15 protein-coding genes and 1 riboswitch are annotated in these 20,325 nt (G+C 38.0%); of the genes, 7 read left to right on the top strand and 8 right to left on the bottom strand.

Annotated elements, in window-relative coordinates:
* Window positions 1–91 precede the first annotated feature (91 nt).
* Entirely contained in the window at window positions 92–3,895 is a 3,804-nt protein-coding gene (gene putA / locus GQR56_RS08705) for a bifunctional proline dehydrogenase/L-glutamate gamma-semialdehyde dehydrogenase PutA (protein ID WP_024611913.1), read from the top strand.
* Window positions 3,896–4,013: 118 nt separating this feature from the next.
* Entirely contained in the window at window positions 4,014–5,207 is a 1,194-nt protein-coding gene (locus GQR56_RS08700) for an HD-GYP domain-containing protein (RefSeq protein ID WP_024611912.1), read from the top strand.
* Window positions 5,208–5,266: 59 nt separating this feature from the next.
* On the opposite strand, the gene GQR56_RS08695 is transcribed toward GQR56_RS08700, so the two are convergent.
* The 6 genes from GQR56_RS08695 to GQR56_RS08670 all read right to left on the bottom strand — a co-directional run bounded on the left by GQR56_RS08695 (window position 5,267) and on the right by GQR56_RS08670 (window position 10,777).
* Entirely contained in the window at window positions 5,267–6,385 is a 1,119-nt protein-coding gene (locus tag GQR56_RS08695) for a general secretion pathway protein GspB (RefSeq protein WP_166110424.1), read from the bottom strand.
* Window positions 6,386–6,396: 11 nt separating this feature from the next.
* On the bottom strand, window positions 6,397–7,314 hold the full coding sequence (locus GQR56_RS08690; protein ID WP_166110422.1) for an AAA family ATPase: 918 nt from the start codon (window positions 7,312–7,314) through the stop codon (window positions 6,397–6,399).
* A gap of 154 nt (window positions 7,315–7,468) precedes the next feature.
* On the bottom strand, window positions 7,469–7,987 hold the full coding sequence (locus GQR56_RS08685) for a DUF1566 domain-containing protein (protein ID WP_166110419.1): 519 nt from the start codon (window positions 7,985–7,987) through the stop codon (window positions 7,469–7,471).
* Between the two features lie 9 nt (window positions 7,988–7,996).
* Window positions 7,997–9,646 (bottom strand): DUF1566 domain-containing protein, encoded by a 1,650-nt coding sequence (locus tag GQR56_RS08680; RefSeq protein WP_166110416.1) that lies wholly within the window; start codon window positions 9,644–9,646, stop codon window positions 7,997–7,999.
* Between the two features lie 68 nt (window positions 9,647–9,714).
* The gene (locus GQR56_RS08675) at window positions 9,715–10,047 is read right to left on the bottom strand and encodes a hypothetical protein (RefSeq protein ID WP_024611907.1); all 333 of its coding nucleotides are present in this window, start codon (window positions 10,045–10,047) and stop codon (window positions 9,715–9,717) included.
* Window positions 10,048–10,069: 22 nt separating this feature from the next.
* A complete protein-coding gene (locus GQR56_RS08670) occupies window positions 10,070–10,777 on the bottom strand; it encodes a DUF2982 domain-containing protein (protein ID WP_166110413.1) in 708 nt (235 codons plus the stop codon).
* Between the two features lie 245 nt (window positions 10,778–11,022).
* On the opposite strand from GQR56_RS08670, the gene GQR56_RS08665 reads away from it, so the two are divergent.
* From GQR56_RS08665 to msrA, 3 genes are all read left to right on the top strand, one after another.
* A complete protein-coding gene (locus tag GQR56_RS08665) occupies window positions 11,023–12,075 on the top strand; it encodes an efflux RND transporter periplasmic adaptor subunit (protein ID WP_024611905.1) in 1,053 nt (350 codons plus the stop codon).
* Window positions 12,076–12,078: 3 nt separating this feature from the next.
* On the top strand, window positions 12,079–15,177 hold the full coding sequence (locus GQR56_RS08660) for an efflux RND transporter permease subunit (RefSeq protein ID WP_024611904.1): 3,099 nt from the start codon (window positions 12,079–12,081) through the stop codon (window positions 15,175–15,177).
* 85 nt (window positions 15,178–15,262) lie between these two features.
* Window positions 15,263–15,799 (top strand): peptide-methionine (S)-S-oxide reductase MsrA, encoded by a 537-nt coding sequence (msrA, locus tag GQR56_RS08655; RefSeq protein ID WP_024611903.1) that lies wholly within the window; start codon window positions 15,263–15,265, stop codon window positions 15,797–15,799.
* Between the two features lie 250 nt (window positions 15,800–16,049).
* Here msrA and GQR56_RS08650 read toward each other — a convergent pair whose 3' ends face one another.
* Both GQR56_RS08650 and GQR56_RS08645 read right to left on the bottom strand, forming a co-directional pair.
* Window positions 16,050–17,879, bottom strand: a complete 1,830-nt coding sequence (locus tag GQR56_RS08650; RefSeq protein WP_166110411.1) for a TonB-dependent receptor — start codon at window positions 17,877–17,879, stop codon at window positions 16,050–16,052.
* Window positions 17,880–17,915: 36 nt separating this feature from the next.
* Window positions 17,916–18,102: riboswitch (cobalamin riboswitch) on the bottom strand.
* 326 nt (window positions 18,103–18,428) lie between these two features.
* Window positions 18,429–18,911 carry a YajQ family cyclic di-GMP-binding protein gene (locus GQR56_RS08645; RefSeq protein ID WP_024611901.1) on the bottom strand — a complete coding sequence of 161 codons (483 nt, stop codon included), beginning with the start codon at window positions 18,909–18,911 and terminating at the stop codon, window positions 18,429–18,431.
* A gap of 152 nt (window positions 18,912–19,063) precedes the next feature.
* Between GQR56_RS08645 and GQR56_RS08640 the strand changes: the two genes are divergently transcribed.
* Together GQR56_RS08640 and GQR56_RS08635 are read left to right on the top strand one after the other, a co-directional pair.
* Complete coding sequence (locus GQR56_RS08640) at window positions 19,064–19,417, top strand: VanZ family protein (protein WP_024611900.1); 354 nt, start codon at window positions 19,064–19,066, stop codon at window positions 19,415–19,417.
* Window positions 19,410–20,312 carry a 2-dehydropantoate 2-reductase gene (locus GQR56_RS08635; protein ID WP_024611899.1) on the top strand — a complete coding sequence of 301 codons (903 nt, stop codon included), beginning with the start codon at window positions 19,410–19,412 and terminating at the stop codon, window positions 20,310–20,312. The genes GQR56_RS08640 and GQR56_RS08635 overlap by 8 nt, the downstream gene beginning before the upstream one ends.
* The last annotated feature ends 13 nt before the right edge of the window (window positions 20,313–20,325 follow it).

Here is a 20,325-nt window from a genome sequence, read left to right as displayed (position 1 = left end):
CTGAAATTTAATTAGAATGCACTCACTATATCACTGGTAATTTATTGGTAATTAATTTTACTTTAAATCTAAACACTCCTGGGAGTTGCTTATGTTATTCAAAGGCGATTTGACAACACACTGTCCTATTAGACAGAAAATTCGTGACTTTTACCGCATTGACGAGAATGCGGTTATTGATCATATTTTACCGCTTGCAGAAGTAGGTGTAAAAGCACGAAGTCGTGCATGGGAAAGAGCTCGCCAGATTGTTTTAAACATTCGTAAAGAGCAAGATGGGCAAGGCGGTGTTGATGCGCTTTTAAATGAATTCTCACTCTCTAGTGAAGAAGGCGTAGTATTAATGTGTTTGGCCGAAGCTTTACTTCGCGTTCCAGACAAAGCAACACAGGATGTTTTAATCCGTGACAAACTAGCTAAAGGTGATTGGAGTTCTCACTTAGGAAGCAGCGATTCTTTATTCGTAAATGCGTCTTCTTGGGGTCTACTAGTTACCGGTAAAATGGTTAACTACACAGACAAAACGAAAGAACAGCAGTTTGGTATGCTTAAAAAGACCATTGGTCGTTTAGGTGAACCCGTTATTCGTAAATCTGTAAATTTTGCTATGAAAATTATGGGTAAGCAATTCGTTATGGGTCGTACCATTGACGAAGCAATTGAACGCGCTGCCGATACAGAGCAAAAGGGTTATGTATATTCTTACGATATGCTAGGCGAAGGCGCGCGCACAATGAAAGATGCGAAGCGTTACTTTGACAGCTACATGAATGCAATACACTCTATTGGTAAAGCGGCAAATGGTCGTGGTCCAATAAAAAGCCCAGGTATTTCAGTTAAGCTTTCAGCAATCCACCCTCGTTATGAATTCACTCATAAAGACCGTGTAATGAAAGAAATTGTACCAAAGCTAAAAGAGCTTGCGCTTGCTGCTAAAAAATACGATATCGGCTTTACCGTTGATGCAGAAGAAGCAGACCGTCTAGATATTTCTCTTGATGTTATTGAAGCCGTATTTAGCGATAAAGATTTAGGCGATTGGCAAGGGTTTGGTTTAGCTGTGCAAGCGTATCAAAAGCGCGCTATTTTTGTTATTGAATGGCTAACAGAACTTGCGACCCGTGTTGGTCGTAAAATGATGGTACGTTTGGTTAAAGGCGCTTACTGGGATACAGAAATCAAAACCACACAGCAAGACGGTTTAGACCACTACCCCGTATTTACACGTAAAGCGACAACTGACGTTTCTTATAAAGCATGTGCAATTAAAATGCTCGAAGCGCGCGACGTACTTTACCCGCAATTTGCTACACATAACGCTTATACTGCTGCCACTATTTTAGAAGTTGCAAAAGGTGATAACACAGGCTTTGAATTTCAACGTTTGCACGGTATGGGTGAATCTTTATTTGACCAAATCGTTAACGAAGAAAAAATCCAATGTCGTGTATATGCACCCGTAGGTCAGCACGAAGACTTACTCGCTTACTTAGTACGTCGATTACTAGAAAATGGCGCTAACTCATCATTTGTAAATGCAATTGTAGATACAACTAAACCTGTTGAATCGTTACTGCCAGATCCAGTTGAAACACTGCAAGGTTTACGTAATAAGTACAATACGCAAATTAAAATGCCAATTGATTTATACGGTGAAGAACGCGCTAACTCTAAAGGCATGGATTTAACCGACATAAACGTTATTACCCCTTTCAAAGAAAACCTTGAAATCTGGTTTAACGAGAATTTAATTGAGCAAAGCCAAGTACCTGAAGGCTCGCTTGCAGTTAAAAACCCAGCTAACCATAAAGAAATTATTGGTCACGTTAAATTGCAAACTGGCGAAGAAATGAAAGTATTGCTTGCTAATGCTGAAGCTGCTTTTGAATCATGGTCGCAAACATCAGTAAAAGAGCGTGCTAATTTGCTGCGTCGAATTGCTGATATTTTAGAGCGTCATCATGACGAACTCGTTGCTATATGTATTAAAGAAGCAGGTAAAGTAGCGCAAGACGGTATTGATGAAGTACGTGAAGCCGTAGACTTTTGTCGTTACTATGCAGCGCGCGCAGAAGACTTATCGCAAGATGAGCGTTTTGAAGCCCGTGGCGTTATTTTATGTATTAGCCCATGGAACTTCCCTCTCGCTATTTTCTTAGGTCAAGTTGCTGCTGCGATTGTTACTGGTAATACAGTCATTGCAAAACCAGCAGAGCAAACAAGCTTAATCGCATTACGTGCAATTGAACTTATGCTATCTGTTGGTTTACCTGAGCATGTTGTTCAGCCTGTTATTGCTCGCGGTAGCGAAGTAGGTAAAGTGATAGTGCCTGATGAGCGAATTCAAGCAATTATGTTCACGGGTTCTACCGAAACAGGTACCATCATTTCACAAACACTCGCTGCTCGTAACGACATTCAAGTACCGCTAATTGCAGAAACTGGTGGTCAAAACTGTATGATTGTTGACTCAACAGCCCTTCCTGAACAAGTAGTTGATGATGTAATCAGCTCTGGTTTTCAAAGTGCGGGTCAACGCTGTTCAGCTCTTCGTGTTTTATTCATTCAAGAAGACGTAGCCGATGGTATTATTGAAATGCTTAAAGGCGCATTAGCTGAATTACACATTGGTGACCCATCGTTACTTTCTACCGACGTAGGACCTGTAATTGACGAAAAAGCACTTAAAAACTTAAACGATCACGTTGAGTATTTAAAAGGCAATGCAACACTTCATTACGAGTGCAAAATTCCTGACAATACGCAAAACGGTGCATTCTTTTTTGCGCCTCGTTTATATGAAATTAAAGACTTATCAGTACTTAAGCGCGAAGTATTTGGTCCATGTGTTCATATTGTTCGCTTTAAATCGAGCGAACTAGACGATGTAATGGATCAAATAAATAACACGGGCTATGGTCTAACAATGGGTGTGCATTCACGTATTGAAGAGCGTTGTGAGTACCTTGCTAAAATGTCACGTGCAGGTAATGTTTACATTAACCGAAACATGATTGGTGCAATTGTTGGTGTGCAACCATTTGGTGGCCGTGGTTTATCAGGTACTGGTCCTAAAGCTGGTGGCCCTAACTACCTACAACGCTTAGTGAAAGAAAAAGCATCACCAGATAACGTACAAATGACTAACCTAACGCCAGACGAACTTGATTTACACCACTACAGCGGTGCAAATGAGCAAGTTAAAAAGCTAATGGCTAATTCAATGCGAGATGAAAAAATTTGGCGTGCAACTCCATTAAACGACCGAGTTTCAGCTGTGCGTCAATTGCTTGCTAAAGTTGCTACGGTAGAAATTATCGACGATTTAGCAGACGATTTAGCATTAACATTATCTGAAGCGCGCGCACAACTTAATCGCCTTGAAAAACACATGCGTAAGTTTACAACCCTTCCTGGACCAACGGGTGAGTCTAATACACTTCATCTAGAGGCACGTGGTTGTGTAGTATGTTATGCAGATAAGAGCACTTCATTTAACTTCTGGGCATTATCAATTATTACCGCTATTGCAGCGGGTAATACGGTAATTACAGTAGCGTCTGAGTTGTTTTATGATGAAGCAGTCGCCTTTAAAGATAAATTTATCTCTACCGGTGTTGCTGAAGGTGTTTTCCAAGTAGCTAAACCTAATCAGTTACAAGCTATTTTGGCTCACCCTCATTTAGCGGGTGCGGTAGTTGCTGCTCGTTCGTCTCGTTTAGGCTACTTTAGCCAACAGCTTGCACAACGTAAAGGTGCTATTTTACCGGTAATTAGCTCAGAGTATTACGATACGCTAATTAAACGCCTTATTACCGAAAAAACTATCAGTATTGATACAACGGCATCAGGTGGTAACACATCACTAATGACACTCGTCGAAGACGATGAATAATTAATCTAATACTTTTTTAGTTAAAAATAAAATAAGGCACTGCAAAGTGCCTTTTTTATTTGGTAACACCGTATAACTTTGTTACTTTGTATATAGATTAGTCATATAAGTAATAAAATTGAAAATACTCCCTATCTCACAATTACTTCCTGGCATGTTTGTCCAAAACGTTACTAAGCAAACGGGCAAAATAAAAGTAAAAAGCCAAGGCTGGGTTAAAACCCAAACAAGTATAGATAAACTGATAAAAGCAGGCATTTTAGAAGTAGAAATTGACCCTGACAAAACACTCATTGACTCAGTTCCTGAAAAAGAACCAGTTAAGACACCTTCAGTAAAAATCAAACGAGATCCTTGGCAAAAAGCGCATAGTGCCGAGCAAGAAATGGGAAAAGCCAAAAAACTTTACGACGAAGCAAAAACACTGCAAATAAAAGCATTTAAAGATATAAAAGCGGGTCGAGATATAGATATTGCACCATTTAGAGAACTTGCTAGTGGCTTTATGGACTCCGTTTTTAGAAACCAAGATGCACTAGCGTGCCTCACACAAATGCGTCAAAAAGATGCCTATCTGCTCGAACATTCTATTAATGTATCTATCTTAATGAGTATTTTTGCAAAGCATTTAGGAATAGAAAAAGAAATTATAGAGCAGCTAACAACGGGTGCTCTATTACATGACATTGGTAAAATAAAAATCCCTGATGAAATTCTAAATAAACCAGGTCGCTTTACCGATGATGAATTTACGATAATGAAAAATCATGCACTTTATAGTAAAGAGATTTTAGAAGAGTCAGGATTAACTGGTGTTGCTGTTGATATAGCGGGTATGCACCATGAACGATTGGATGGTAAAGGCTATCCATTTGGTAAAAAAGGCGATGAAATAAGCCAGTATGTACGCATGGCTTCTATTGTAGATGTTTATGATGCACTTACAGCAGAGCGTGTTTACAAAGCCGGTATGGAGCCAATCAAGGCATTTAAAATATTGAAAGATGGATGCCCAGACAGCTTTGACCCTGTATTACTAACTAAGTTTATTCAATGTATTGGTATTCACCCAGTGGGTACATTAGTTAAACTCTCCAGCCAAAAAGTAGGGTTAGTAACAGAAAGCAACCCAACAGCACCATTAAAACCGGTGGTTAAAACATTCTATAGCGCTAAACATAGCCGTTACACGCAAATTCAGGACATTGATTTATCAAGCAAAAAAACTTCAGATTCGCTTGAGGCTGCGGTTAAACCCAAAGAATATAATATTGATTTAGAGCGTTTTTACAAAAATTCTATTTTACCTTAAGTGTATTAAGCTACTTCATTGAACGCAGTTAACTGCATATTGAAGTAGCTCCAACAGTTTTATTCAGGCCAGTCTTGTAAGGCTTTTAAACTAAATTCATACCCATCAAAATCCAGCACACTTTGCTCTGGTGTAATTTCTTGTACTGTAAGCGCTCCAATGCTTTCGCCTTCATGAAGCTCTCGTCCATTAAGTTTTATCCAGCGCTTATCGTTACTCGATGAGTAAATATGTGCTTGATACTTTATAGGCGGCAACATAATTTTTAGTCCATCAGGTAATAATTCTACAGGTCTAACTCTTGATGAATGGTACGTCCCTTGTGTTACTTCATAATCATTTGATTCTTGAGTTTCTTGAACTGCTTGGGCAAATGCATCTTTAAGCTTGTTAGACACTGCATCAAGTTCTGGATCATTTACCGTATTTTGTTTATTACTTAACTGACGACCCAATACTTTATATTTGCTCATATCAAGCTGCGCAGATTCTATATTCTGCTGTTGATTATTTTGCGATTGATTATATTGAGGTTGATTATTCTGAGGTTGATTATATTGAAGCTCAGGTACACTTTGAGTTTGCTGCTGATAACTTTGCTGATTAGGGTTAGCTTGGCTATAACCTTGCTGATTAGCCTGAACTGACGAACCATAAGCTTGAGAGTTATAAACTTGTTGATTTCTCGTTGGTGTAACATTGCCTTGGTTAGGCGCCATTGGCATATATTGCCCTTGCGGTGTTAATAACATTTGCTGAACACCATTTGGTGTTTGTACAAAAACTAACTGCCCTTGCAAAGTTTGACTATTTACTACTTGCTGAGGTGCTTGCTGCTGAACCGTCTTTTGAGCAACGCCTTGTAAAGGCGACTGAGCATTACTATCTGATTCATCTAAAGCTTTAGATTCTTTTTCAGATGCTACTTTAACAGGCGCTGCCTGTATTTTTGTAGTCGTTGTTATATTTTCAACGCTTTCACTTTGTAGCCACTTACCTGTAGCAAAACCACCCGCTACAACAATAAATGCAGCTAAACTTGTGCCAAAAACTAAAGCTAGTCTACGGTAACGTGTTAAAGCCTGCTGTTGTTTTAACTGTTCCGATTGCAAATCATATTGCTCAGCGCTCATATCTGTTTGTTGCGATTGCTTTAAAGCATCTAATAAATAAGACATAACTAACCCAACTATAATATAAATGAAAGCCCAACACCTGCTGCAAACAAAGCAACAAAGCTAAAGCTATATGATAAAAGCGGCACTGTTTTTTGTGGCGTATTAGTTGAAGCGATAAAATCCATTGGAAGAGATTCTTGAGCTGATTTTTTAATAATATCAATATCAACAATTAATTGTTGCTTAGCAAATGTGCCAACTAAAGCTCGCTCACAAACTAAATTCATAAGCCGAGGAACACCACCAGTTAACTGGTGAACCGCTTGCATAGCATCCAACGAAAATATTCCTTTATCACATCCTGCAATATGTAACCGATGTTTAATGTATGCAATGGTTTGCCCTTGTGTAAGGGGCAGTAAATGATAACGCGCCGTTATTCTTTGAGCGAGTTGTCTCAGTTCATTCCGTTTTAGTAATTCTTGTAGCTCAGGTTGCCCCACTAAAACAATTTGTAATAATTTTTTATGGTCAGTTTCTATATTAGTTAATAAGCGTAACTGTTCTAACACGCCAGGCGCTAGCAGCTGCGCTTCATCAATAATAAGTATGGTGTGCCCACCCGCTTTATTATTTGTCTCGAGGTGCTTTTTTATAATATCCGTAAGGCTTTTAAGCGTTGCATTTTGTGTATCGTAGTTAATATTTAACTCGTCACAAATACTTGCTAACAATTCTAATTCTGAAAGCGCTGGGTTATGGATCATTGCCACTTGCGTGTTTTCAGGTAACTGTTCAAGCATACTTCGGGTAATAGTGGTTTTACCGGTTCCTACTTCACCTGTTAATAATACAAAACCACCGTCCTCCCCTAATCCGTAGGTAAGGTGTGCTAAGGCTTCTTTGTGTCGTTCACTTAAAAATAAATAATGAGGGTTAGGTGAGATGGAAAAAGGTTTTTCATTCAGACCAAAATAGCTTAAATACACCGTGATGTTCCTTCGTAATTAAATCACGGCCTATAATGGCAAAAAAACACGCTCAGTGACAACACTGTGAGTGCTTTATTATTGAAATAACGTAAATTTATGTAAAAGACAAAATACGCAACACAATATTGTGCTGCGCATGAGTAATAAACATTTATTTTTCGTAACGCATTAATCGTAAATACACACTGCTTGTTTTTGCATGCAGGCTATTTAGTCCACTATCAAACTGATACACCCAAGCAGAACTCATATTGCTGACACCTGAAGTATTAGACCAATAATTTTGCAGCTTAGTACCAAAAAACACATTTTCATTAATACTTGGTTCTGTGCAGCTGTGCTCTAAAATACTGGCGAGCTCTTTGATATTAGGTACTTGCCAATCATCATAATCTGCAGTGGTATCATTTAGCGCGCCGCGAAGCGCTTCTTGCCATGTTAACGAGGGCGTTGAGCCATCGCACGCACTTGTTTCACTATTATAAACTTGGCCGTAGCTACAACGCTGCCACATTAAACCTGTTTCGCTATCAGATACTGTGCCATCAGTATTTATAGTAAACTGATCTGTCGGTGTTGTTGTATCAGCGCCGGCATAGCACGTTTGCTCAGCAGCAACATTAAAACTAAAACCCATCGCTGCTATTGTTAATAGTAATTTAAATTTCATAGCTTTCTCCTAACGACTTCTAACTAAACGAACATACGCCGTATTATTTTTTGGATAAGCAAGGTCGTTGCCATCACTCATATCAATAATGTACGCTTGCGATAAGCTTGTACCATCGGCCGCCGTTTGTGAGGTCCAATAACGTAAGTGGTTAAGTGCACTTTCATCTGGTAAATTAGGGAAAAAATCAGTATCTATTAATACACTTTGAGCTTGCTTACCGTAATCAATTAAGCTTAATAGCTCTGTATAAGTAGGGACTCGCCAATTTGTTCCACCACAAAAATCAAGCGCGTTAACTTCATTTACATACGTTTGTATTCCGCAACTAGTGCCATTTGGACAAGTAGTATTAGCAGTACTTGTATCTGTAAATTCAGTGTCGCCTAAATCCCAAAAATAATGGTTTTGACCATCACGCACGGACGTATTTGGTAAAGTCCCAGAATTCACACTTTTCACTTCCCAAACCAACCCGGTCACATTATCACGCACACAACTAAAGGAGTTGCTGTCATCTGAAACCTCATCAGCAAATTCATTTAGCTTTGTGTAATCAAATGCTAAATTACCTTTGCCAACTTTATCTAATCGATTAGCAAAACTATCACGACCAAGCTCTGCATCTTGAGCAGGAAAGTCATCACTGGCACAGTTAATACGCTGTGTATTATTATAACATTCGCCAACACCACTATCATTTATAAGCCCCAGCGCTTTTGGCGATACATCTATAAATAAAGAGTCTGTATCGGTGCGCCCTTTTGAATCAGTTACTGTCACTTCAAAACTCAATATGGTGTCAGTATCAACATCAGAGGCAGTAAATGTAGTTGTACATTGATTGCTGTTACTTAATGTTTCGGCATTACCGGTAAGTTGTTGCCAGCGGCATTGATATGTATCTGTAACGGTTTCACTACTGGTGGCATCTAACGTTACTTGTTCAAACTCTTCAATATCCTGATCTTCACCCGCATTTGCATCCACTAACTCATTTGTTTTATTAAGTGTAATTGAGTATTGGGTACTTGCTTCACCGCCTTCATCATCGGTTACCGTTAACTGCCAAGATAAATTCACATTACTTTCCAATAAAGGATGAGAAAAGCTAAGTGTTGACTCATTAAAACTCGTAATATCTAAATCAGGACCAGATAATAATTGCCAAAAATAGCTATCAATTTGACCATTTTCATCCGGATCATTTGACTCAACACCACTGAGGGTTACGGTATCTTTATATACTGAAGGAAGTGTTTCGGGCAGTGTTTGCGTTATAACCGCAAGGGGCAGTTGATTATTAGAACTTACAGAAATAGAAATATCGTCTGTAACAACGTTACTTCCTGAGCTTTGATAGCTCACCCTTAAAATAATATTGCTATCGGCTTTTATATCAGGAGCCGTAATTGTTTGTTCTGCTCCGTCAAGCGGAAACCCCTCTAAACTAGGACCACTAACTTGCTGCCAAGTAAATGTGCCATTAGCGGGAGAGCCCTGTGCAGTAATGGTGAATTCGGTTTTTTCGATAATTTGTAAATCAATTCCAGCGTTAACAGATGTTTCTACAGCTGTACTATCACTACTACCACCACCGCCTCCACACGCACTAAGTAAACCGCAAGAAATGAGAGGGATTAAAGCAAACGCTTTCATACGCAGCACCTTTTTATGTCAAATAATTACTATAATGTAATTACAAGCAATAAAGATGCCATCAAACATTACATATAAGCATCTTGATGAATACGCACAAACAGCTTTGTTCCTACTTTACTGTAATCTATTTTATATTCGCGCCCATCTAATGCCTGAATAAATAATAATTGTTTTTCTTCACCAAAAATATCGGCACTACTAATATAAACCATTTCGAGGTAGCGCTCTTTTGCGTCGCGTCTATTTTTTGGTAGTTCTTCTTTAAACGGCTCTAAACCATGTTGTGTTACTTTAATTCGAGGATGAATCTCAGAATTTACAATCACTAAATCAAGTTTTTTATCTTTATGTATTATGGTGTTTCTACCACTTTTAATGAAGGATCTTTCTTGGCTCATTACTGTTCCTACTTACCGTAGCTTAATCACCTAGCTCCGATGCTATAAACTGAGAGGGTTCGCGCTTCCATTTATTTAAGTTAGCGCTAAACCCCCAAATATCTGTATCTAAAACACTGGCAGGTAATAACAAATCGTAACCTGTTAATTGTTGAAGATGCTTTGTTCTATTTGCAAACATAGCAATAAGTCCGTTATAGCTAATCCCATTTTGAGATGTATGTTGCGTATCTTCTATTAACCATTCTGATGGGCAATTGCCATTTTTGCAATGTTTTTGAACAACTTGCATAAATAAATGTCGTTGCTCTATGAGTAATTTACCTGCTATACGAGGGGCAATACTTGCTAAAAACTCATCAATATCATTTACTTTCACGCCTACAGCATTTAATTCTAAATACTCAAATCCATCCTCAACTTTAGGGATACCGCTGTGATGAAAATTATGATGAGCCAAGCTCCAATAGCCGTATTTATGCTTATAAACCAGCGAAGATTCGCTAAGCATTAAACTATAAAAAGGTTCTTGAGTTTTTAAAAAACCAACAAAAACAGCCACAATACAAACACTGACTAAAAATATTTCGATGATACTAATTTCGCCAGGGCGTAATAAGTTAAATCCCATTATAAAAATCAATCCGATAGCCCCCGTTATTAATACTTCCATTCCATTACGAGCACCTTGCGCTCTGTATTTAACATTTTGTTTATCTTGATTATCCATGCTGGTAAAACACCATATAAAATACAAACATAATTATAGCCCACAGCACTACTTTTCGAGTTGTTAAACAAACCTTACAGGATGTTTTAAAGTTCATATATTAACCTATTGATATATAAAAAAAGGTACACCCCATAAATATTAATTACTTTTACGCTTAACGCACAAATTAACGAGACACATAACAGCCTTTTTCCGGTCTTATTTCGTACAATACTTACAATTAATTTTCAGGTGTGAAAACGATGTACTCAAGACAATCAGGAAAAGCGCTTTTTCCATTTATTATTGCGTTACTTTTAATATTTAGTGTTTATTTATATTTACCATCAAGCCATGGCAAGCAAGCAGATCCATCTCAAAAATCTACGCAGGTATCTGCGCATACAGTAAGCTCACAAGAAAACGCAGTAATGATTGAAGCAATTGGTAGCGCGCGCGCTAACCAAGCGATTTACATTAATAGTGCGCAAAACGATTATGTCACAGATATTTATTTTAAAGATGGCGACTTAGTCAGTAAAGGTCAAAAGTTAGTTCAATTACAAAATAAGCAAGAACAACTAACCGTTAAAGAACTTAGTATTAACTTACAAGAAGAAAAACGTCAACTTAATCGCTTAACAGAGCTTTCGCGTTCGCAATCAACAGCTAAATCGTTATTAGAGGAGCAGCTCTCTCGCGTTGATGCAACAGAAGCTCAACTAGAAAACGCTAAAACAAAATTAGATGAAATGCTAATCACCGCTCCTTTTTCAGGTCTTCTAGGTAAACGTGAAATATCAATTGGTGCTTACCTTGATAACACAACGGTTATTACAACTCTTGATGACGTTAGCATTATTAAAGTTGATTTTAAAGTTCCTGAAAAATACTTAGCGCAACTTATTATAGGTATGAAAGTATTAACCCAAAATGATGCTTACCCTGGTCAAACCTTTACCGGTAAAGTAACTCATATTAGCTCACGTATTGATTCTGTAACACGCAGCGTAGAAGTAACTGCAAGCTTTGCAAATAAATCAGGTTTGTTACGCCCAGGTATGCTGTTAAACACAGCGTTAGAACTAAGCAGTAATCAAGCATTGATGGTGCCAGAAAAAGCAGTTATCCCTTTACAAGATAAACACTATGTATTTCAAATTAAAGACGGTATTGCTAACAGAATTGAAGTGCATGTTTCAGGTCGAAATAATGGCTGGGTTGCTATTGATGAAGGTCTAGCAAGTGGTGAGCAAGTTGTTACTGAAGGGCTGATAAAAATCCGCACTGGAAGTAAAGTAAGCGTTAAGGGGTAATTAGTGAAAATTACCGATACGAGTGTAAAGCGCCCCGTTTTTGCGATTGTAATTAATTTACTTCTTCTTACTTTTGGAATGGTAGCATTTACGATGCTGCCACTACGTGAGTACCCAGATATTGAAACCCCAATAGTAAATATTAGTACTGAATACACAGGTGCATCTGCCGAAATTATAGAAACTAAAATAACCCAAATAATTGAAAACCGTATATCGGGTATTGAAGGCATTAAAAGTATTAACTCATCGAGTCAAAATGGTCGTTCCAATATTACTATTGAGTTTGATATTAATCGTGACATAGATGCAGCATCTAACGATGTACGTGAGCGTGTAGCGCGTGCGCTAGACAGCCTGCCAGACCAAGTACGCCCACCTGAAGTATCTAAATCAAATAGTGATGAAAGCCCGATTGTTTGGTTTGTATTAAACAGCGATAAAATGGACTCATTACAGCTATCTGACTATGCACAGCGCTTTATAGTAGACCGCTTAGCGGTTGTTGATGGTGTATCTAATGTGCGCATTGGTGGTGAACGTAAATACGCCATGAAAATTTGGCTAAACCGCCAAGCAATGGCTGCACGAGGCATTACTTCAAGCGATATAGAAAATACATTACGCACTGAAAACGTAGAATTACCAGCCGGTGAAATAGAATCAATCGATCGTGATTTTACAGTACGTACAGCACGTAGTTACAAAGATCAGCGCGACTTTAATAACTTAGTAGTTAAACGAGGTGAAGAAGGTTATTTAGTTCGCTTAGGCGAAGTTGCAGATGTACGTCTAGAAGCTGAAGATGACGAAAGTTTATTTCGCGGTAATGGTCGTAACATGATTGGTTTAGGGATTGTAAAACAAGCCAAAGCCAACACATTAACGGTAGTAGATAATGCCCGTAGTGAGCTCGAAAAAATAAAACGCAATTTGCCAGAAGGCACAACGATTCAAGATAGTTACGACTCATCTGTATTTATTAAAGAATCAATAAGTGAAGTATATAGCACCCTAGCTGTTTCGATGGGGTTAGTAGTTTTAGTTATATTTTTGTTTTTAGGTAATATACGAGCAACACTTATTCCTGCGGTAACCGTACCTGTAGCGTTAGTTAGTAGCTTTATGTTTTTGCTAGCCATGGGTTACTCAATCAACTTACTTACTCTACTTGCCTTAGTGCTTGCTATTGGTTTAGTTGTTGATGATGCGATTGTAATGCTTGAAAACATTCACCGACGTATCGAATTAGGCGAGCCACCGCTACTTGCTGCATACAGAGGCGCACGCGAAGTGGGCTTTGCAATTGTAGCAACTACCCTTGTGCTTATATCGGTATTTGTACCATTGGTATTTATGGATGGTCGTATTGGTGCGTTATTTACTGAGTTTGCAATGGCGGTGAGTGCCGCTGTATTTTTCTCAAGTGTTACGGCACTAACACTTGCACCTGCGTTGTGCTCTAAAGTATTAAAAGTATCTGACAAGCCAAATAAATTTAGTCAATGGATGGACCGTCAATTTACCAAAATAGAATCAAGCTACCGTAATTCACTTACCACTAACATGACCCGTAAATGGGGCTTAATGGTCAGCCTATTGCTTGCAGGATTTGTAAGTTACTCACTATTTTTACAAGTTCCATCTGAACTCACACCTAAAGAAGACCGTGGTACTTTCTTCATACTAATGAATGGTCCTGAAGGTGCTAGTTACGAAAACAATGCGGCTAACATGGCTAAAATTGAAGAGCGCCTTATTCCCTACTCTGAAGCTGGCGAATTAAGCCGTGTGCTTGTTCGAGTTCCTGGCTTTGGTAGTAGTGGTGGTGTAGCAATTGTTGGTATGGCAGATTGGGATAAACGCAAACGTTCAACATGGGAAGTAATGGACGAAATAAGCGGTAAAATGCAAGAAGTTACTGACGTACGCGCATTTGCAATTATGCGACGCGGCATTGGCGGTAGAGGTATATCTCAGCCTCTTGAATTTGTACTGCAAGGTAACGACTATGATCAACTTGCCGATTGGCGCGACCGTATTATTAAACGTGCAGAAGAAAACCCAGGCTTGCTAAAACTAGACCACGACTACAAAGAAACCTTCCCGCAGTTTTTAGTCAGTATTGATAAAAACAAAGCGGCTGATTTAGGTGTATCTGTATCAGATGTTGGCACAACGCTTGAAACAATGTTGGGTCAGCGCCGTGTTACTACCTTTATTGACCGTGGCGAAGAGTATGATGTAATTTTAAAGGGTACAAAAGAAGACTTTACGAACCCTACTGACATTTCAAATATTTATCTTAAATCTCGTAGCGGCGAACTTGTGCCACTTGATAGTCTTATTAGTTTAAAAGAAGAAGCAACTGCATCCCGTTTAAACCGTTATAACCGTATGCGTGCAATTACACTTAGTGCTAATTTAGCCGAAGGCTATACATTAGAACAAGCACTTAACTTTTTAAATGAAGTAGCTGCGGAGGAAAACGACATTGATGGTGCAATAGATTACAAAGGCGAATCGCAGTTATATTACGAAGGTGCTTCAGCAATGACCTACGTATTTATACTTGCTCTAACGGTTACCTTTTTGGTACTTGCTGCGCAGTTTGAAAGCTTTATGCACCCATTTGTGATTATGCTTACTGTACCCCTTGGTTTGATGGGCGCTATGTTCGGACTTTGGGCTACAGGGCTTACTCTTAATATTTACAGCCAAATAGGTATTGTAATGCTCATAGGGTTAAGTGCTAAGAACGGTATACTCATAGTCGAATTTACTAACCAGTTACGCGATAAAGGCATTGAGTTTAGTGAAGCAATATTACAAGCGGCTACTCAACGTTTGCGTCCAATTATTATGACTTCACTAACAACGGTAATGAGCTCTGTACCATTAGTACTCGCCTCAGGTCCTGGCGCTGAAAGTCGTATGGTAATTGGTGTTGTAATATTCACCGGTGTGGTTGTATCCACTTTACTTACTCTTTTTGTAGTGCCTGCTGCTTATTATGCATTGGCGCGTAATACGCAATCACCAGAGTTTTTACAGCAAAAACTCGACAAGCAAGCCACAGAAAAACCTTTAGAAGAGATCTAACCTTCGTATAGCGCCGTAACCTTGTTGTTGCGGCGTATACAATTTATGCTCTGCATAACCCTTCTACATATTTTTAGGAATACTTATGAGCTCAACAACGCAAGTGGCAACATTTGGTGGCGGCTGTTTTTGGTGTATAGATGCTGCATTTAGACGTGTAAATGGTGTATTAAATGTAAGCTCTGGTTACACAGGTGGAAATACAGATACTCCTACCTACAAATCAGTCTGTTCTGGCACCACAGGTCATGCAGAAGTAGTTAAAGTTGAATTTGATAGCTCAGTTGTTACTTATGAGACTCTACTCGCTATGTTTTTTACTTTGCATGATGCAACCCAGCTAAATAAGCAAGGCAACGATGTAGGTACGCAATACAGAAGCGTTGTTTATTACCATGATGAAATCCAACTAAAACAAACTAACGAAATGATAGCTCAACTACAAAGCCATGTAACTGAAGCTATTGTGACAGAAATCAGCCCTGCTACTATTTATTACCCAGCAGAGCATTATCATCAAGATTACTATAACGAAAACCCAGAGCAAGGTTACTGTAGTATTTTGATTGCACCTAAACTGCATAAGTTTGAAACTGTATTTAAAGAGTTTTTAACTGATTAATACCAATCGGCATAAGTATAGGAGCTATTTAAGGATAATAAAATTGCGCTTTAACTAGACAAAGAACTTTATATTTAGTGGTTCTAAATAAAAAATTTTAACGACGTTAGCGTGTGATTTAACCCGTTAAATTATTTAGAGGTTTATGCTGGTTGGTATAACTTAAAAATAAACAGCAAAAAGCCCGGTAACTTTCCGGGCTTTTGTTTTTTTTCTACTTAGTTTAATAATATTTAATTATTAAACATTGTTAAAACTGGTAGCTAGCACCTGCAAAAAAGCGACGTTCTGGCGTGTTGTAGTAATATATTTCGCCTGTTGTAAAGTCAGCGTTAGAGTCAACCGCGTTGTACTCTTTATCAAATAAGTTCTCTACTCGAAGCGAAACCTCAATGTGTTCATTTACTTGATAATTGCCCGCTAGGTCCCAAAGTGTGTAAGAGCCTAAGCGCGTTACAGCACCCTCTCGATCACTGCGATATTGCATATCTAAGCTTGCGTCAAAAGCACCAAACTGTTTTGCAACTTCCCAATTAAAAGTACGTTTAGCAACATTACGTAACTCAGCTCCCGTTTCTTTGTCCTCGGCGCTTAAGTAGGCAAAATTAAGGTTACTATCAAAACCAAATATTTGCTGTGACAGGCTAAACTCAACCCCTTCGTAGCGTGCTTCATTTAAGTTGATAGGAAAAAAGTTAGAATCTAAAGATATTTTATCTTCAATATCATTTCTAAAAATAGCAACGTCAACACTTGCTATATCAAAATCTACATTTAACCCAATCTCTCGATTTAATGATTTTTCAGGCTCTAAATCAGGATTAGATGAAGGTGGAAAACCAGGAAAAGCTGGAAAGTATAAATCGTTAAATGTAGGCGCTTTAAAACCAGTGCTTTGGCTTATGCGGAACGTGGCGTCTTCAGATAAATGGTAACCCGCAGCGGCTGTATATGTTGTTTCGTCACCAAACTGCTCATCATCGTCTTGGCGAATTGTTAAATTAGCTAACACTTTTTCAGCATTGTAATAAGCACCAACAAATACTGCCAATACATCACGTTCTTGCATATCATACTGCGTTGAACTGTGCGATACATCATCGTTGTACCAGTTAACACCACCGCTAATACTAAGCTCTTCTGATAATATATATTGACCGTTATAATCTAATTGCACACGCTTAGTTATAAAATCACTCACACCAAATGATGCGGTATCTTGTGAGTCATCTGTTGAAATAGCAATATCAATGCTGTGCATTTGATTTGTGTAGCTTTTATTCCAACCAGCAGAAAGTTGATAATTTTTAAAGTCCCCTCGCTCAATATTGCTATCGGCTGAACTAAATCGGCTATCGTAATCTGCAAAACCTTCGCTGTATTGACCTAATAACTTAAAGTCGCCGTAGTGTGCATCGGTGTAATTTACTTTAAAACCAAGGTTTTTATTTTCATAGCCATCTTCATCGGGTGCTACACCTTGCAGTGCATCAAAGCCATCTGTTTTTTCAAAACCTGCATTAAACGCAGTAGTAACATCGCCTGACTTTACAGAGCCAGCTACCTGATAATCTTGATAAGCATCTGAGCCAAACGTAGCACTTACAGATAAATTATCAGACTCTCGCGTTATAATGTTTATAACACCAGCCAATGCATCAGAGCCATAAACAGCTGCGCGTGAACCTTTAATAATTTCAATACGCTCAATACTATTTAGCGGCACATTACTTAACGCTTTTTGACCAAGTGTTGCAGAACCCGTTCGCACACCGTCAATCAAAATTAACGTATCGCCAGAGCCAGTACCACGAAGTGACACACCTGTATTTTGACCAAAACCACCGTTTGGATTAACCTGAAAACCAACCTGCTTGCTTAATAATGTTGGTAGATCACGTACGTTGCTTGCTTCTATTTCAGCACGCTCAATAACATTTACACTTGCTAAAACGTCATTGATTGATTGCTCAAATTTATTAGCTGTAACGGTTATTTTTTCAATTGATTGTTCTGTACCAGACACAGAAAATGAAAGCACAGCAGAAATTGCAACGCCTAGAGTTGTTTTGTTTAACATGATGTCCCCTACCTTTGCCCACCGCAAAGATTTAAGTAAGTAAGATTGTATCAAGGCCGGTCTCCGGACTCAGTAAACACCTATTAATATGTGTTAATACTTTACCGTTGCGGGGGCAGTGTTGGGATTGTTATTTGAATAAAACGCACCAACTTCCCGATTATCTAGCTAGATAATTCACTGTGTGAAGCATCTATTAAGCACCTTGAAAATATGTCGCTATTGTGAGTATTTTGTTTACAAATGTCAATGGACGTCTATATAGCCAAAGTCAACTAAAGTATATTAGATCACATTTTTATAGATGATGTTTGTTACGAATTTATATTAAGCTAATAACTTTTTGTAACTTAAGGTTGGGCTTCATACATTTTAATCTTTTTATAAAAAACACGCTTGGTCATTATGTTAGGTGCTATCAAAAGATGATGTATGAGAAGAAGTGGTGATTTTAGAAGTAAAAAGAGCTTCAATCGCTATGTACTAAATACATAAAACGATTGAAGCAAAGCATGTAAACCAAATAGTTTATGCTTTAAATGTAGTGTATTAATCGCGGAAGTTTTTAAACTGGAAAGGTTGACCTAAATCAGCACTGCGAACTACTTGCATTGCTTCTTGAAGATCGTCACGCTTTTTACCTGTTACGCGAACTTCTTCACCCTGAATGGCTGCTTGAACTTTAACTTTCGAATCTTTAATGGCTTTAACTACCTTTTTAGCCATGTCTTTTTCGATGCCCTGCTTTAAGCCTACATTACGAAAAACATTTTTACCTGCACGGCTAATATCTTGAAGTTCTAAGCTTGATACATCCATACCACGCTTAGATATTTTGTTAGCCAAAATATCAAATAATTGCATAACCTGAGAATCAGCTTCAGCTTTAAGCTTAATTGTTTTATCGTTTAGCTCAATAGATGCGTCAACGCCTCTAAAGTCAAAGCGAGTTTCTAGCTCACGGTTTGCGTTATCAACTGCGTTTTTAGCTTCGTTCATTTCTACTTCAGATACAATATCAAATGAAGGCATTGGTTTGCTCCTAACTATTTAATCTTAATTTTATGCCGCAATTATAACGCTAAAATTATAAATCTTTACATTTTTCTGCATCTTGTTCAGGTGCGATACTAAATTAGTTTGATATACTTAAGTTTCTTTTTTAAGCGATTTTAGGATTTGTCGTGACAAGGCGTGTTTATCAAGCAATTTTTTTAGTCAGTATCGTAGCGTTTACCTTTTTATTTGCCAAAGAAGTAAAAGGTAGTGTTGTAAACTTATTTCCTCATGTTGATAAAGTAGCTCATTTTGGGATTTTTTTTATACTTGCCATAATAATGGATAGAGCATTTAAAATACCTTTGTATGTGCAAATACTTTTATTAGCTGGCTATGGCGCTTCAATAGAAATAATGCAAGATACCCTTCCTTATAGACAAGCATCACTAGGTGATTTTTTTGCTGATTTTGCAGGTGCAGCAAGCTACTTTTTAATTAAAGCTATTTTTATTACTCGCAAAAAGAACCCATATGACTAATATTCTTGTAGTAGGTGATGGTGCGATAGGCTTATTATTTAGCCATTTTTTAAGCGCACAGCATAATGTAAATGTTTTAACACGTAAAAATACCAATAACACACGCTTTTATAGCCGAGATGGCTACGCTTCAAAAAAAATAAATGCTCATTTTGTTTCGTTAAATCAACTAAATAGTTTAGCCGAATTTGATATTATTTTATTTACCGTTAAGGCTTTTCAGGTGCAAAGTGCATTTGAACAAGTAAAACCTTTTTTATCAAAACATACTAGCGTAATACTCTCGCACAACGGTATGGGAAATGTTAAAACGCTAAACAATCAGCTAAGTAATCATCAAGCACTATACTTTTTAACCACGACTATGGCTGGTTTTAAATCAAATCAATATATTGTGCAGCATACTGGTGATGGGCAGAGTGTTATTGGTGGGTGTAATGAATTAGCACTTAAAAATGCAGCAGATATAACCGAGCTATTAAAAGAAATTCCTCGCTTAACTGTAACTAACAACATTCAACAATTACGTTTTGAAAAGTTGATGGTTAACATTGCAATTAATCCGCTTAGTGCTTTGCATAATGTTAAAAACGGTGAGTTACGTGCGCCTCAATACAACTCAACCATTATTAACTTATTAACTGAAGCATGTAACATAGCTAAAGCACAAAACCTCAATATAACTTTAATTAACGCACTTACAACTGCTTATAAAGTAATGACCCTCACCTCAGAAAACTACTCTTCAATGCAACAAGACGCAGCTCATAATAGATCAACAGAAATAATGGCAATTTGTGGTTATATTAGCGAGCAAGGTAAGCTCTATAATATTAAAACACCATATAACGATGATCTACTTGCTAAAATGCAGGCAAAAAAAAGCGTGGTCTAAACCACGCTTATAA

The organism is Pseudoalteromonas sp. Z9A5 (assembly GCF_011378875.1).
Taxonomy (GTDB): Bacteria; Pseudomonadota; Gammaproteobacteria; order Enterobacterales; family Alteromonadaceae; genus Pseudoalteromonas.
The sequence above is the reverse complement of the archived record's forward strand: the minus strand, read 5'-3'. Positions and strand labels throughout refer to the sequence as shown.

Excerpts from the sequence above, each read along its gene's own strand:
- putA (WP_024611913.1), top strand. The coding sequence starts at position 92 with ATGTTATTCAAAGGCGATTTGACAACACACTGTCCTATTAGACAGAAA.
- GQR56_RS08695 (WP_166110424.1), bottom strand. The coding sequence starts at position 6,385 with ATGTCTTATTTATTAGATGCTTTAAAGCAATCGCAACAAACAGATATG.
- GQR56_RS08685 (WP_166110419.1), bottom strand. The coding sequence starts at position 7,987 with ATGAAATTTAAATTACTATTAACAATAGCAGCGATGGGTTTTAGTTTT.
- GQR56_RS08680 (WP_166110416.1), bottom strand. The coding sequence starts at position 9,646 with ATGAAAGCGTTTGCTTTAATCCCTCTCATTTCTTGCGGTTTACTTAGT.
- GQR56_RS08675 (WP_024611907.1), bottom strand. The coding sequence starts at position 10,047 with ATGAGCCAAGAAAGATCCTTCATTAAAAGTGGTAGAAACACCATAATA.
- GQR56_RS08670 (WP_166110413.1), bottom strand. The coding sequence starts at position 10,777 with ATGGATAATCAAGATAAACAAAATGTTAAATACAGAGCGCAAGGTGCT.
- GQR56_RS08665 (WP_024611905.1), top strand. The coding sequence starts at position 11,023 with ATGTACTCAAGACAATCAGGAAAAGCGCTTTTTCCATTTATTATTGCG.
- msrA (WP_024611903.1), top strand. The coding sequence starts at position 15,263 with ATGAGCTCAACAACGCAAGTGGCAACATTTGGTGGCGGCTGTTTTTGG.
- GQR56_RS08650 (WP_166110411.1), bottom strand. The coding sequence starts at position 17,879 with ATGTTAAACAAAACAACTCTAGGCGTTGCAATTTCTGCTGTGCTTTCA.
- GQR56_RS08645 (WP_024611901.1), bottom strand. The coding sequence starts at position 18,911 with ATGCCTTCATTTGATATTGTATCTGAAGTAGAAATGAACGAAGCTAAA.
- GQR56_RS08635 (WP_024611899.1), top strand. The coding sequence starts at position 19,410 with ATGACTAATATTCTTGTAGTAGGTGATGGTGCGATAGGCTTATTATTT.